Here is a 13,371-nt window from a genome sequence, read left to right as displayed (position 1 = left end):
GACCACCTCGTGCTGACCGTGGCCGACGTCGAACGCACCGTTGACCGGTACGCGCGGGTCCTGAGGATGACGCCGGTGACATTCAGCGGCGGCCGGCGGTCGGCGGCCGGCGGCCGTTGGCCGTTGGCTTTCGGCCGGCTGAAGCTCGACCTGCACGAGGCCGGCAGTCGGAACAGGTCGCCACGCCTGCATAATGCAGGTCCGGCAGCTAGAATGCAGTCATGACCGCGATCACCATTCGTGACGTGTCAGATTCGACTCTCGCGGCGTTGAAGGTCAAGGCCGCCCAGAGCGGGCGGAGCCTGCAGGCCTACCTGCTCGACCTGGTCACCCGTGAGGCACGGACGCCGAGCCTGGCGGACATGATGGCCCGCCTTGACCGCGAGACGCAGTCCGACGTCGATACCTCGGACATCCTCGCCGCGATCGACGAGGGCAGGGAGCGCCGTTGAGGGGCGGCGAGACGGCGGTCATCGACTGTTCGGCGTTGGTGCGAACGCTGACAGATCACGGCACGGGCGGCGTTGCCGTGCGCCGTCGGCTCACCGGTGTCGAGTCGCTTCTGGCACCCGGCCTGCTCGACTACGAGATGATTTCAGCACTGTTCGGGATGCGCCGGGGAGGCAAGCTGACCGAGCGGGAGATGGGGAAGGCGGTCGCCGACTATCAGCTTCTGCCGCTGGTGCGACACGAAACCCTGGTTCTGTGGCGGCGCGTCCGCGAGCTGCATCACACCCTCAGCGCCTACGACGCGCAGTACGTCGCGCTCGCCGAGACGCTGGGGCTTCCTCTGATCACCAGCGACGCCCGGATCGCGCGTGGCGGTGTCGCCACCTGCACGATCGAGGTGTACGCCTGACGTCGTCAGCGGGGCGCAGCCAGATCACCGGATCGCGGCGGAAGGACGAGCCGGTGGCCGGGACGCTGGCATGATGCGGCCTCGTTCGGTCCGGTCATCGAGTCATCGCTGTGACGGCGCCGAGCCGTCAGGCTCCACCGCCTGACGGGCCTGCCCGGGCACGGTCTCGTCAGATGTGTGCGCATCAGGTTCGTTCGCGTCGCGTTCACTGGTATCGGGTTCGTCGGAGCAGGAGTCGGAGTCGAGGGCGGTCTCGTCGGGTCCGTTCGGGATGCCGGCGGCGCGCAGCACCAGGGTGCCGAGCAGGGCGACGGCCAGGTTGAGCGCGAACGCCGTCACGGCGATGTAGCCGGCATGGCCGAGCCCCGGCACGGTCGCCAGCGACCCGCCGAAATGGCGGGCGGCCGCGCTGTGCTGCCCGTACGCCTGCGCGGTGCCGTAGCACATGCCCACCAGCCAGCCGGCGAGCAGCGCCCGCCGGTGCAGCCGGGGCCGCCACAGGGCGAGGACGACCGCCGGGAACGTCTGCAGGATCCACACCCCGCCGAGCAGCTGCAGATTGATCGAGTTCTGGGTGTCCAGGCCGAGGACGAACAGCAGCGCCCCGGCCTTCACCAGCAGCGACGCGACCTTGGACACGGCGGTCTGCTCGGCCGCCGTCGCGCCCGGCCGCAGGTGCCCGACGTAGATCGTGCGGGTGAACAGGTTCGCCGCCGCGATCGACATGATCGCGGCGGGAACCAGCGCGCCGATCGCGACCGCGGCGAACGCGACGCCGGTGAACCACGCCGGGAACTCCCGCTCGAACAGCAGCGGCACCGCCAGGCGCGGGTTCGTGGTGTGCACCCCGGCGGCGATCGCCACGTAGCCGAGCAGCGCGAGGAAGGCCAGCAGCAGGGAGTACAGCGGCAGGACGGCGGTGTTGCGGCGGATGACCTCCCGGCTGCGGGTCGCCAGCACGCCGGTGATCGCGTGCGGATACAGGAACAGCGCCATCGCCGAGCCGAGGGCGAGGGTGCCGTAGGCGAGGAACTCCTTCGGCCCGGGGATGAACACGGCCGTCGCCGGGTGGCCCGCCCCCGCCCCGGCCGCGGCGGCGTTCGCCGCGTCGAACTTGTGCTCGGCCGCGTCGAAGATCGCGCCGAAGCCGCCGAGCCGGTGCGGGAGGACGGCGACGGCGACCAGCACGACGGCGTAGATGAGCAGGTCCTTGGCGAACGCGATGAGCGCCGGCGCCCGCAGACCGGCGGTGTAGGTGCAGGCGGCGAGGACAGCGAACGCCACGATGATCGGCAGGTCGCGGACGACCGGGTTGGCGCTGTTCGTCCCGACGCCCATCACCTCCAGCACCGCCTGCATGCCGACGAGCTGCAGGGCGATGTAGGGCATGGTCGCGACGATGCCCGTGACGGCGACCGCGAGGGCCAGGGCACGCGAACCGTACCGGCCGCGGACGAGATCGGCCGGGGTGACGTAGCCGTGCCGGTGCGCCACGGTCCACAGCCGGGGCATCAGGACGAAGACGATCGGCCAGACGATGGTGGTGTAGGCGACGGCGAACCAGCCGGACACGGCCCCCGCCGCGTACATCGCGCCGGGCACGGCGACGAACGTGTACGCGGTGAAGATGTCGCCGCCGATGAGGAACCAGGCGACGAACGAGCCGAATCCGCGCCCGCCGAGCCCCCACTCGTCGAGGCTCGCCAACGGTCCCGGCCCGGTGCGCCGCCAGCGGACAGCGCCGAATCCGAGGATCGCCACCGCGGCGAACAGGGTGGTGAACACCGCGAACTCCACCCCGTGGAAGGGGGTGTGCGGCGACTCGGCGGCGAGCGGAGCACCGGCGGTCGGCGCCAGGCCGGCGCCGACCGCCGTCACCGGTCCCCCCGGCCGCCGGCGGTCTCCCGCCCGCTGGTGCGGCCCAGCAGCCAGGTGCAGCCGGCCATCCCGGCTGCACCGAGCAGGAGCCACAGCAGCGTGTACCAGTAGAAGAACGGAAATCCCCACAGCCGCGGCCCGTGCCGCGCGTAGGTGCCGACCAACAGCAGGGCGACGACCTGCACCGCGAGCACGACCGCGGCGACGGTCCGCCCGACGACCCCGCCCGTCCACGCGGGCGGCCGCCCCGACCGGCGGGGGGTGTGGGATCGGCGGGGGCGACCGCCGGGATCGGCGGTGCCACGGGCATGCGTCATCCGGCGTCACTCCTGAGGAGAGATTGCACAGGGGAGTCGGATGATGACTATAGGTTGCGATCTTTGTGGGTTGTGGTGCAGCGGGCCCGTGGCGTGTGGCCTTCGCGGGGTACCGTGATCAGCTCGATGCCGTGCTGGCGACGACCGCGGTGGTCGCGGCGGCGGCGGCCGCCTGCTGCGCCTCCTGGATGACCTTCCGGACGATCGGCGCGATCGGTGTCTGCTCCGTTGCGGCCGCGATGCGAGCCTTGGCGTGGCGACGGTCGGCGCGCTGCGGAGCGACCACCTCCAGCAGACGAGACGGCCCGGACAGGGCGAGCACGGTGCCCGTGCGCGGGTCCAGCGGACCGTCGCCGGCCGCGGCTGCCCGCAGCCGCTTCACGACCTCGTCACGCGCCTCGGCGCGCAGGACGGGATGATGCGTGATCCGCACGACCAGGACCCGGTCGCGCCGGCGCCCGAGCACCCCGGCGTCGACGAGCCCGTCGACGGTGCGGGACCAGACCCCGCCGATCGCCCCGTCCAGGCGGCGGAGCTGGTCGGCCGCCCGCCGCCCGCGGACCGTGCCGAGCGTCGCGTGGACGTCGGCGAGCAACGGGTGCGCGGGTCGGGCACCGATCGGCGCGAGCCGCCGGCCGTCCTCCTCGACCAGCCCCGCGAGCCCCAGCTCGGCGACGAGCGCGCCGCACAGCGCCACGCCCAGCGGCTGGCGGGAGGAGTTCACCGGAGTCCCGCGGTCCGGGTCGAGCGCGAGCAGCAGCAGGTCCTCGGCGAGCAGCACGGCCGTCGTCCTCCTCCGGGATCGTCCTCGTTCGGGATCGTCCCCCTCCCGAACCCGAACCGATCCGGAACCGAACCGTTCCGGAATCGAACTCCTCCAGATCGGACGGAGCGGGACCGGCCCCATTCTGCAGACGAGGATCATGCCCTCGCCGCCGCGAGCGCAATCCTCCGTCGCCCGGCCGACAGTCGAACCACCCCGCAACCCCCCAGGCCGCACAGCCAGGATGCAGGGGAGAGCGCCTTCATGGTGCTTCCACCCTCGCCTCCTCGCGGGGGCGGGGCCGCCGCTGCTGCGGGCACTCAGAGCCAGCCGGACTCCTCGGCGGTGCGCAGGGCCTCCATCCGATTGCGGGTGCCGGTCTTCGCGATCACGGACGACAGGTAGTTGCGCACGGTGCCCTCGGAGAGGAACAGCCGCCCGGCGATGTCGGCGACGGTCGCGCCGTCGCGGGCCGCGACGAGGACGTCCCGTTCCCGCCCGGTGAGCGGGCTCGCCCCGCCGGCGAGGGTGGCGGCGGCGAGGGTCGGGTCGACGACCCGCTCCCCGCGGGCGACCCGCCGGATCGCGGCGGCGAGGGCCTCGGCGGGCGCGTCCTTGACGACGAAGCCGAGCGCGCCGGCCTCCATCGCCCGGCGCAGGTAGCCGGTGCGGCCGAAGGTGGTCACGATCAGGACCTGGGTCGTCGGCGTGGTGGCACGCACCGCCGCCGCGGCGGCCAGCCCGTCGATGCCGGGCATCTCGACGTCCATCAGCACGACGTCCGGGCGCAGCGCGCCGACCGCGGCGACCACCTCGTCGCCGCGCCCGACCTGGCCGACGACCTCGATGTCGTCCTCCAGGGAGAGCAGCGCGGCGAGCGCGCCGCGGACGAGATGCTGGTCGTCGGCCAGCAGAACCCTGATCACGAGCGTGCCGCCGCCGGCTCCGCGGGGCCGCCGGTCCCCTGCGCGAGCGGAGGGTCCGCAGGAGCCGCGGGGGCCGGTGGCGCGACGACGACCCGCAGCCGGAAGCCGGGCGAGGGGTCGCTCGCGGCCGCGGGCCCGGTTTCGATCCGGCCCCTCGCCGCCGCGACCCGCTCGGAGAGCCCCGCCAGGCCCGTGCCCCCGCGAGGGCCCGTGGTACCGCCAGGGCCCGCGGCCCCGCCAGAGCCACCGCCACCGCCTGTGCCACCGCCGGAGCCCGGGGCGCCGCCGGAGCCCGGGGCGTCGCCGGAGCCCGGGGCGTCGAGGCCCGCGGCGTCGGCGGGGCCGGCGCCGTCGTCGACCACCTCGATGCTGCGGTCGTCGACGGTGACGCGCAGGTGCTGCGCGCCGCTGTGGCGCACCGCGTTGGTCACGCCCTCGCGGACCACCCAGCCGAACAGCTCCCGCAGGCCCCCGGGCACCTCGTCGACGGATGCGGGCAGCTCGGCCCGGATGCCCGCCGCGGCGAGCACCTCACGGGCCGCGGCGAGCTCGGTGACCAGGCTGACCTCCCGGTAGCCGGCGACGGTGGCCCGCACGTCGGCCAGGCCCTGCCGGCCGAGTGCGGCGACCTCGGCCATCTCGCGGGCGGCGCGCGCCGGGTCCCGCTCGGCCAGCTTCGAGGCGAGCTCCGCCTTCACCGTGATCGTGGTGAGCGCGTGGCCGAGCAGGTCGTGCAGGTCGCGGGCGATCCGCAGCCGCTCCTGCTCCTTGGCCAGCCGTTCGATCTCCCGATGGGCGCGGGACAGCTCGACCTGGTTACGCGCGCCCGCCCGCACGAGCATGGTCACCGCGGCCAACAGCACGGGCCCGGACAGCGACCACTGCTCACCGTGGGAGTGCCACCACGTGACGTGCTCGGGCAGCCAGGTGTCGACGGCGGCGATCAGGAGGATCAGCGGGACGGCGACGACCGGACGCAACAGCAGGACGAGGGCGACGGCCAGGTAGATCGTCATCACCAGGCCGCCGCCGCCGGCGACCGGCAGGTAGGCGGCGATGCAGGCGGTCATGCCGAGCAGCAGCGGATTCCGCAGCTCCCGGCGGCCACGGAAGGCGACCAGCGGAACCGCCCACAGGTAGAGCAGGCTGAACCCGACGAGCACGGCGCAGCCGAACACGACGACGACGGCGCCGTCGTGCAGGGCGAGCATGTCCGAGACGGCGTAGCCGAGATAGATCAAGAAGATGCCGGCGACCCGGCGCCACCGCCAGGGGTCCAGGTGGAGGCCGCCCCGCTGATCCATCCGCACCGGCTGCGGCAGCGCCGGCTGCAACAGCCAGCGGCGCAGTGCCCCCAGCGGGGATGTCCCGACCGCGCCCGAGCCGGCCGACCCGGACATCGTCCTCACCCGCCCACTCGCTCAGCCTGCTCAGTCGGCCCTGGCTGCTCGGTCGGCCCTGGCTGTTCGGTCGGCCCTGGCTGTTCAGCCTGTTCGGTCCGCCGGAGGATGACGAGTTGCTGGGTCGCCCGGGTCATCGCGACATAGCGGTCGACCGCTCCTTCGATGCCGTCGCCGAACGCCTCGGGGTCGACGAGGACGACCAGGTCGAACTCGAGCCCCTTGGACAGCTCCGGGGTCAGTGACCGGACGCGGGGCGTCGTCGGCAGCGCCGCGTCCCTGCCGTCGCCGGTACCGATGACGCAGGCGATCCCGTCGGGCTGCGCGGCGAGCCAGGTGTCCAGGATCGAAGCCAGCTCGGCGGTGGACCCGTGCACGACGGGCACGCCGCTGCTGCGGATGGAGGTCGGCACGTTGGCGTCGGGGAGCACGGCCCGGATGACCGGCTCGGCCTGCGCCATGACCTCCGCCGGCGTCCGGTAGTTGATGCTCAGGGGGGCCAGCGTGATCCGGTCGAGCCCGATCCGCCCGAGCCGCTCCTGCCACGACTCGGTGAACCCGTGCCTGGCCTGGGCCCGGTCGCCGACGATGGTGAAGCTTCGCGACGGGCAGCGCAGCAGCAGCATCTGCCACTCGGCGTCGGTCAGTTCCTGCGCCTCGTCGACGACGACGTGTGCGAAGGGGCCGGCGAGCAGGTCCGGGTCGGTGCTGGGCAGGGCGTTCTCGTCGACCAGGATGTCGTGGAAGTCCTCGCCGCGCAGCATCGTCACCAGGCCCGCACCGTATTCGTCGTCGGCGGCCGCGCTGAAGGAGTCCACGACCCTGGCCATGTGCTCGCGGTCGGCGGCGACCCGGGCGGCATGCCGACGCTGACGGCGGGCCGCCTCCGGGTCACCGAGCCGTTGGCGGGCCGCGTCGAGCAGCGGCAGGTCGGACACCGTCCAGGCCCGCGCGTCCGGGCGCTGGAGCCGCGCGACCTCGTCGGCGCTGAGCCAGGGAGCGCACGTGCGCAGGTAGGCGGGCACCGACCACAGGTCCGCGACGAGGTCGGCCGCCTCGAGCAGCGGCCACGCCCGGTTGAACGCCGCACGCAGCTCCCGGTTGCGCAGCAGCGACCTGCGCAGCAGCTCCGCCGGGGCGTCACCGTCGTGGGAGTCGATCAGGATCGTGAGCAGTTCCGCCCAGACCTCCCCGCGCGCCTCGTTGTGGGCGGTGCCGGGCGCCGGTGCGTCGAACGCCTCGGCCCAGTCGCCCGCGCTCAGCCAGATGTCGTTCCAGTGGGTCGTGACCGTCATCCCCTTGGTGGGCGGCTCCTCGTAGAACCGGACGGCCGTCTCGATCGCCTTGACCAGGTTCGCGGACGACTTCAGCAGCGCCACGTCCGGATCGGCCTCGATCGTCGCCGAGGCTCCCTCGGCGACGAGGTCCCGCAGCGTGCAGGTCTGCACGCCCTCCTCGCCGAGGCTGGGGATGACGTCGGCGACGTAGGTCAGGTAGGGCTGGTGCGGCCCGACGAACAGCACACCGCCGCGGCGGTGACCGAGGCGAGGGTCGGAATAGAGCAGGTAGGCGGAGCGGTGCAGCGCGACGACGGTCTTGCCCGTACCCGGACCGCCGTCGACGACGAGGGCGCCGGCCGATCCGGCGCGGATGATGGCGTCCTGGTCGGCCTGGATGGTGCCGAGCACGTCGCGCATCCGGGCCGACCTGGCGCCGCCCAGGCTGGCGATGAAGGCGGACTGGTCGTCGAGCGCGGCGTGCCCGTCGAACCCGTCCGGGGTGAACACCTCGTCCCAGTAGTCGCTGATCCGGCCGCGGGTCCAGCGATACCGGCGGCGGCTTGTCAGGCCCATCGGATTGGCGTGGGTCGCACCGAAGAACGGCTCGGCCGCGGGGGAGCGCCAGTCGAGCAGCAGCCGGCGGCCCGCGCTGTCCGCGAGGCCGAGGCGTCCGACGTACACGGGCTCGGGATGGTCGGCGTGGACGATGTGCCCGAGGCACAGGTCCAGACCGAAGCGACGCAGGGCGCGCAGGCGAGCGGTCAGCCGGTGAATCTCCAGGTCTCGGTCCAACGCCTGCTGGCCCGTGCCGCCGGGTGCCCTGCGTTCGGCGTCGAGGCGGCCGGCCAGGTCGGCGATCGACTGCTCGAGGCTCGCCGCGATGGCCGTGAAGTGCCGTTCGTCGTCGGCGATCAGCTTCGGGTCGGCCTTGGGAGCGAGGCGGTCGGGCAGATCGAACGCGCTGGTGGTCTGGGGGTTCACGGCATCAGGTCCGATCTGGGGCTCGTGACCCCGCGCGACCTCGTCGTCGACGACAACACCCGCATTCCGTGACTCTCCTCTTCCGCAGCTTCTGGCCTCGGCCAGCGATTCTGCGGCACGCCCCGGGTCTTGCCGCAAGCCCCCCAGTGTGCTATAGCTTGAAAGTGGAAGAGAGTGAGTGCTACCTCTCCCGCGTGCGCGCCGGTCAGGTGCGGAGCTGGTCCCGCAGATAGGCCCGGCCGGCGGCCGCGCCGAGCACGACGGTCCACACCGCCAGGGTCGCCAGGCCGCGCCCGCCGATCCAGCCGCCGGCGAGCACCGCCCGCCCGGCCTGCGCCGACCAGTACATGGGCAGCAGCTTCACGACGTCGGCGAGCCAGCCCGGGAAGTTCTCCACCGGCACCCAGATCCCGCCGGCCAGCGCCAGCAGGCTGAACACCCCACCGGAGATCGCCTGCATGTTCTCGGGACGCACGAGGTAGCCGAGCCAGATCGCGAAGGCCGCGAGCGGCACCAGTCCGAGCAGGATCGACGCGCCCGCGCCGAGGTACGTCCCGGCCGACAGCCGGATCCCCCGCATCGCGTCGCCGGCCCCGAACACCGCGACGATCGGCAGCACCGCCAGGGTGAAGCCGGTGGTCGCCTTGGCCAGCACGTACTGCGGCCCGGTCAGGGCGGTCAGCCGTAGCTGCCGGTTCCAGCCGATCGACCGCTCGGTCGCGATCCGCCCGGCGCTGCCGAGGACGGCGTTCATCGCCCCGAACGACGCCATGCTGATCATGATGTAGGGGGCGACGGCGAGGTCGCCGAGGCGGTCGCCCGCGCTCCCGGCGGTGAACGCGCCGAACAGGATGATCGGCAGGAGCAGGGTGAAGATCAGCAGTCGGGTGTTGCGCCAGACCCGGGTGATCTCGGACCGGACGTAGCGGACGTAGGTCAGCACCGCGTCCGCGGTGCCGCTGCCGGTCTGGGTGCCGCCGGCCCGGATGCCGGCGGACCTGACGGCCGTGGCGGAGGTGGCCGTGGCGGAGGTGGCCGTGGCGGAGGTGGTCGTGGGGTCTGCCGCCCTGGGGCTGGCCGCCGGGGTGGAGGCGGTTGCGGGGTTGCCGGTCACCGGGTGATCTCCTGTCGGGCGCTGGGGTCGGTGGCGTCGTCGGTGGTCAGCGCGACGAAGGCGTCTTCCAGGCCGGCGCCGACGACCTCGATGTCCTCGGCGGCCGGGTGGGCGGCGAGCAGCGCACGCAGGGCCGCGTCGCTGTCGGGGCAGGTGAGCGTGACCGCGTCACCGCGGCCCTCGACCCGGGCCACCCCCGGCAGCCGGCCGAGCCCGGCGAGCCCGGCCGCGTCCAGCCCGCGCAGCGTGGCCCGGATCGTCCGGCCGCCGACGAGCGCCTTGACCTCCGTGGCCGGGCCGTCGGCGATGACCCGGCCGCGGCGCAGCAGGACGATCCGGTCGGCGAAGGCGTCGGCCTCCTCCAGGTAGTGGGTGGCGAACAGCACGGTCCGCCCGCCGGCCGCCCAGGCCCGCATCGACGCCCAGAACGCCCGGCGGCTCGTCACGTCCATCGCGGCCGTCGGCTCGTCGAGGACGATCAGGTCGGGGTCGGGGAGCAGGGCCAGGGCGAAGCGGACCCGCTGGCGCTGGCCGCCGGAGAGCCGATCGGTGCGGGTGTCGGCGAGATCGGCGACCCCGGCGCGGGCCAGCACCTCCCGGGTCGGCAGCGCGCGGGGGTACAGGGCGCGCACGGCCGCCAGCATCTTTCCCACGGTGATCTCGGGCAGCAGCCCACCGTTCTGCAGCATCGCGCCGACCAGCCCGGCGGTGCACGCCTGGCGGGGGGAGCGGCCGAACAGCTGGACCTCGCCGGAGTCGGGGCGGGTCAGGCCCAGCAGCATGTCGATCGTCGTCGACTTGCCGGCGCCGTTCGGGCCCAGCAGGGCGACCACCTCGCCCGGGGCCACGACCAGATCGACGCCGTCGACGGCCTGCACGCCGCCGTACCGCTTGCGCAGGCCGGCGAGCTGCACGCTGGGCGGCGATGCGCCCGGCGGCGGGGGGTTCCTCGTCATGGATCAACAATCCCGGCCGCGCGCCGACGGTCCCAGTCATGGGCGTCACCGGTCCCGCATGACAACAGTCATGGTGCCGACCGCGCGCCGATCTCGGTCCTTGACAGCTACTGTGATCTACCTAACATATAGCACTACGTGTTCTAGGTAATCCTCCACGGATCCGCGGTTGCGTCTGGAGTCGACATGAGCACTGCCTCCCTTTTCGGGCCGGGACCAGACGGCCCGGTGCCCGTGTCGAGTCCGGTGCCCGTGTCGAGTCCGCCGCTCGCCGGACTGCGGGTGATCGACCTGTCGACGACGATGCCGGGAGCGCTGGCGACCCAGTTCCTGGCCGACGCCGGCGCCGATGTCGTCGGGGTCGAGCCGCCGGGGGGCAGCCCGCTGCGCCGCTCGCCGGCCTGGCCGGCTGTCGGCGGCGGCCGGCGCAGCATCGTCGTGGACCTGCGCCACCCGGCCGACCGGGACGTGCTCGACGGGCTGCTCGCCGGGGCCGACGTCGTGGTGACCACGCTGCGCCCGAGGACCGCCCGCCGCCTCGGCCTCGGCCCCGACGACCTCGCCCGGCACCGTCCGCGCCTGGTCAGCGCGGCGATCACGGGCTGGGGTTCGGCCGGGCCCTGGGCGGACCTGAAGGGCTACGAGGCCCTGGTCATGGCCAAGCTCGGCATGTTCCACGCCAAGCGGCGGCTGGTTCCCCGGCCCGGCCCGGCGTACTGCTCGGTCGCCTACGCCACCTGGGGCGCCGCCCACACCGCCGTGCAGGGGATCGTGGCCGCGCTGGTCGAGCGGGAGTCGAGCGGGCGCGGCCAGCACGTGGAGGCCGACCTGGTCCGTGGCGTCAGCATGATGGACACCTGGGGCTGGTTCGAGCATCTCGTCGCGGTGCGCTTCCCCGACGCCTACCGGACCGTCGATGCCACCACCCCGACGGGCGATCCGGTCAGCGCGCTGGTCTACCCCCTGCTCGTGGCGCCGACCAGGGACGGCCACTGGTTGCAGTTCGCCCAGGTCGAGCCCCGCCTGTTCGCGGCGATGCTGGCGGAGTTCGGCCTCACACCGCTGCTCGCCGACCCGAAGTGGGCGGGCCTACCCGTCCTGGAGACCCAGGAGTTACGCACCGAGCTCTGGGAAATCATGATCCGCAAGGTGGGGGAGCGCACCCTCGCGGACTGGCAGCAGGTCTTCGCGACCAACCCGGACATCAACGCCGAGGTGTTCACCGTCGGCTCGGGCGTGCTGGACCATCCGCAGATCCGTCATGACGGCCGTGTCGTCGTCCTCGACACCGCCGAGCACGGCCCGGTCCGCCGCCCCACCACCCTCGTGCACGTCGACGGCGCCCCGCTGACGCCGCCGCGCCCCGCCCCCCGGCCGGACGAGCACGGTGCCGACCTGCGCGCCGAGGCCGCCGCCGCCCGCTCCGCCGCCCCACACTCCGCCACCACCTGCTCCGCCACCACCCGCTCCGCCACCACCTGCTCTGCCACCACCCGCTCCGCCGCCGGCCGCTCCGCCGACCCGCCTGCCGAATCCGCCGTGTCGGCGCCGGTTGGTCCGCCGCTGGCCGGTGTCACCATCCTGGAGTTCGGGTTGATGTTCGCGGCCCCGTTCGGCACGACCATGCTGGCCGACCTCGGCGCCCGCGTGATCAAGGTCGAGACGCTGGAGGGCGACACCATCCGCCGGATCCTGCCCTTCCCGGAGCTCGGCGCGGTGCGGGTCATGCAGGGCAAGGAGAGCATCGCCCTCGATCTCGGCACCGACGAGGGCCGGCGCATCGTGCACGAGCTGGCGCGGCGCAGCGACGTGGTGCTGCAGGCGTTCCGCGCCGGCGCCGCCGAGCGGGCCGGCGTCGACGCGGCCACGCTGCGGGCGGTCAACCCGGACCTGATCTACGTCAACGCGCCCGGCTACGGCACCGACGGCCCCTGTGGGGACAGGCCCGCCTATGCGCCGTCGATCGGCGCGGCCACCGGAATCGCGCTGACCGAGGCGCCGAACGCGGCGAAGGCCACCTCACTCGCGGAGATCAAGTCCGCCTCCGTGCGGATCAGGTCGGCCTCGGCGGTGACAAGTCTGCAGGCCGACGGGCTCGCCGCGCTCGGCGTGGCCTCGGCGATCTCGCTCGGCCTGCTGGCCCGCACCCGCGGCCGTCCCCTCGGCCCAATGACCGTCACGATGATCGCGACGGGCATGCACGCGCTGCTGGAGCACGTCGTCGAGTACGCGGGCCGACCGGCGCGGCCCGCCGTCGACGAGGGTGGGCACGGCCTGACCGCGCTCTACCGGATGTACCCGGCCGCGCGGGGCTGGGTGTTCCTCGCCGCGCCCACGCCGCGGGAGTGGGCGACGCTCGTCGCCACCCTCGCGGCGGATCCGGCCGTCGAGCTGGCCGCCGCCCCCCTTGCCGACGCCCTGGCCGTCGACCCCCGGTTCGCCACGGCCGCCGCCCGTGCCGAGCACGATGACGAGCTGGCCGTCGCGCTTGGCCGGATCTTCGCCACCCGCCCCGCCGCCGAGTGGGAACAGCGGCTGACCGCCGCCGACGTGGGCTGCGTCCAGGTCACCGAGATGGACGCGGAGCTGCAGCTCCAGACCGACCCGGTGCTCGCCGCCGAATACGCCTCGCCGGCCGTGAGCCCCATCTTCGACGAACACCTGCGCATGGGCCCACCGGTGCGCTTCTCCCGGTCGGCCACCCGCAGCCCGGGCGGCTGCCTGGCCGGCGAGCACACCGAGGCCATCCTGCACGAGCTCGGCTACGGCGACGAGAAGATCAAGGACCTGCGCGCCCGAGCCGTCATCGGCTGAGCCCTGTGGTCGACCCGCAGTGCCCCCTGATCGTCTGTCACGATGGCGCTGACCGCGGCGACGATGCTGTTCGCGTCGGGGCG

General features: G+C 73.6%; 11 protein-coding genes. 3 read left to right on the top strand and 8 right to left on the bottom strand.

The window, feature by feature from the left end; all coding sequences use genetic code 11:
- Nucleotides 1-221 precede the first annotated feature (221 nt).
- Nucleotides 222-452: a FitA-like ribbon-helix-helix domain-containing protein gene (locus tag FRAAL_RS21025; RefSeq protein ID WP_011605932.1), complete on the top strand. Its 231-nt coding sequence runs from the start codon at nucleotides 222-224 to the stop codon at nucleotides 450-452.
- Nucleotides 449-859: a type II toxin-antitoxin system VapC family toxin gene (locus tag FRAAL_RS21020; protein WP_041939574.1), complete on the top strand. Its 411-nt coding sequence runs from the start codon at nucleotides 449-451 to the stop codon at nucleotides 857-859. The genes FRAAL_RS21025 and FRAAL_RS21020 overlap by 4 nt, the downstream gene beginning before the upstream one ends.
- Nucleotides 860-961: 102 nt before the next feature.
- Here the strand turns inward: FRAAL_RS21020 and mctP are convergent, their stop codons facing one another.
- The 8 genes from mctP to FRAAL_RS20980 form a co-directional block, all read right to left on the bottom strand.
- Nucleotides 962-2,737: a monocarboxylate uptake permease MctP gene (gene mctP, locus FRAAL_RS21015; protein ID WP_011605930.1), complete on the bottom strand. Its 1,776-nt coding sequence runs from the start codon at nucleotides 2,735-2,737 to the stop codon at nucleotides 962-964.
- Entirely contained in the window at nucleotides 2,734-3,054 is a 321-nt protein-coding gene (locus FRAAL_RS31965) for a DUF3311 domain-containing protein (protein ID WP_011605929.1), read from the bottom strand. Before FRAAL_RS31965 ends, mctP begins: the two co-directional genes overlap by 4 nt.
- Before the next feature lie 118 nt (nucleotides 3,055-3,172).
- Nucleotides 3,173-3,835: a GOLPH3/VPS74 family protein gene (locus tag FRAAL_RS21005; protein ID WP_011605928.1), complete on the bottom strand. Its 663-nt coding sequence runs from the start codon at nucleotides 3,833-3,835 to the stop codon at nucleotides 3,173-3,175.
- 302 nt (nucleotides 3,836-4,137) lie between these two features.
- Nucleotides 4,138-4,743 (bottom strand): response regulator transcription factor, encoded by a 606-nt coding sequence (locus FRAAL_RS21000; RefSeq protein ID WP_011605927.1) that lies wholly within the window; start codon nucleotides 4,741-4,743, stop codon nucleotides 4,138-4,140.
- Nucleotides 4,740-6,143, bottom strand: a complete 1,404-nt coding sequence (locus FRAAL_RS20995; protein WP_050997202.1) for a sensor histidine kinase — start codon at nucleotides 6,141-6,143, stop codon at nucleotides 4,740-4,742. The genes FRAAL_RS21000 and FRAAL_RS20995 overlap by 4 nt, the downstream gene beginning before the upstream one ends.
- Before the next feature lie 5 nt (nucleotides 6,144-6,148).
- A complete protein-coding gene (gene helR, locus FRAAL_RS20990) occupies nucleotides 6,149-8,404 on the bottom strand; it encodes an RNA polymerase recycling motor ATPase HelR (RefSeq protein ID WP_011605925.1) in 2,256 nt (751 codons plus the stop codon).
- 205 nt (nucleotides 8,405-8,609) lie between these two features.
- A complete protein-coding gene (locus FRAAL_RS20985) occupies nucleotides 8,610-9,518 on the bottom strand; it encodes an ABC transporter permease (RefSeq protein WP_011605923.1) in 909 nt (302 codons plus the stop codon).
- On the bottom strand, nucleotides 9,515-10,474 hold the full coding sequence (locus FRAAL_RS20980; protein ID WP_011605922.1) for an ABC transporter ATP-binding protein: 960 nt from the start codon (nucleotides 10,472-10,474) through the stop codon (nucleotides 9,515-9,517). The genes FRAAL_RS20985 and FRAAL_RS20980 overlap by 4 nt, the downstream gene beginning before the upstream one ends.
- Nucleotides 10,475-10,660: 186 nt before the next feature.
- On the opposite strand from FRAAL_RS20980, the gene FRAAL_RS20975 reads away from it, so the two are divergent.
- Entirely contained in the window at nucleotides 10,661-13,288 is a 2,628-nt protein-coding gene (locus tag FRAAL_RS20975) for a CaiB/BaiF CoA transferase family protein (RefSeq protein WP_011605921.1), read from the top strand.
- Nucleotides 13,289-13,371 lie beyond the last annotated feature (83 nt).

Origin of the sequence: Frankia alni ACN14a (assembly GCF_000058485.1) — a bacterium.
GTDB lineage: Bacteria > Actinomycetota > Actinomycetes > Frankiales > Frankiaceae > Frankia > Frankia alni.
The sequence above is the reverse complement of the archived record's forward strand: the minus strand, read 5'-3'. Positions and strand labels throughout refer to the sequence as shown.

Coding starts and splice junctions, on each gene's coding strand:
- FRAAL_RS31965 (WP_011605929.1), bottom strand. CDS start 3,054: ATGACGCATGCCCGTGGCACCGCCGATCCCGGCGGTCGCCCCCGCCGA.
- FRAAL_RS20975 (WP_011605921.1), top strand. CDS start 10,661: ATGAGCACTGCCTCCCTTTTCGGGCCGGGACCAGACGGCCCGGTGCCC.
- FRAAL_RS20980 (WP_011605922.1), bottom strand. CDS start 10,474: ATGACGAGGAACCCCCCGCCGCCGGGCGCATCGCCGCCCAGCGTGCAG.
- FRAAL_RS20995 (WP_050997202.1), bottom strand. CDS start 6,143: ATGTCCGGGTCGGCCGGCTCGGGCGCGGTCGGGACATCCCCGCTGGGG.
- FRAAL_RS21025 (WP_011605932.1), top strand. CDS start 222: ATGACCGCGATCACCATTCGTGACGTGTCAGATTCGACTCTCGCGGCG.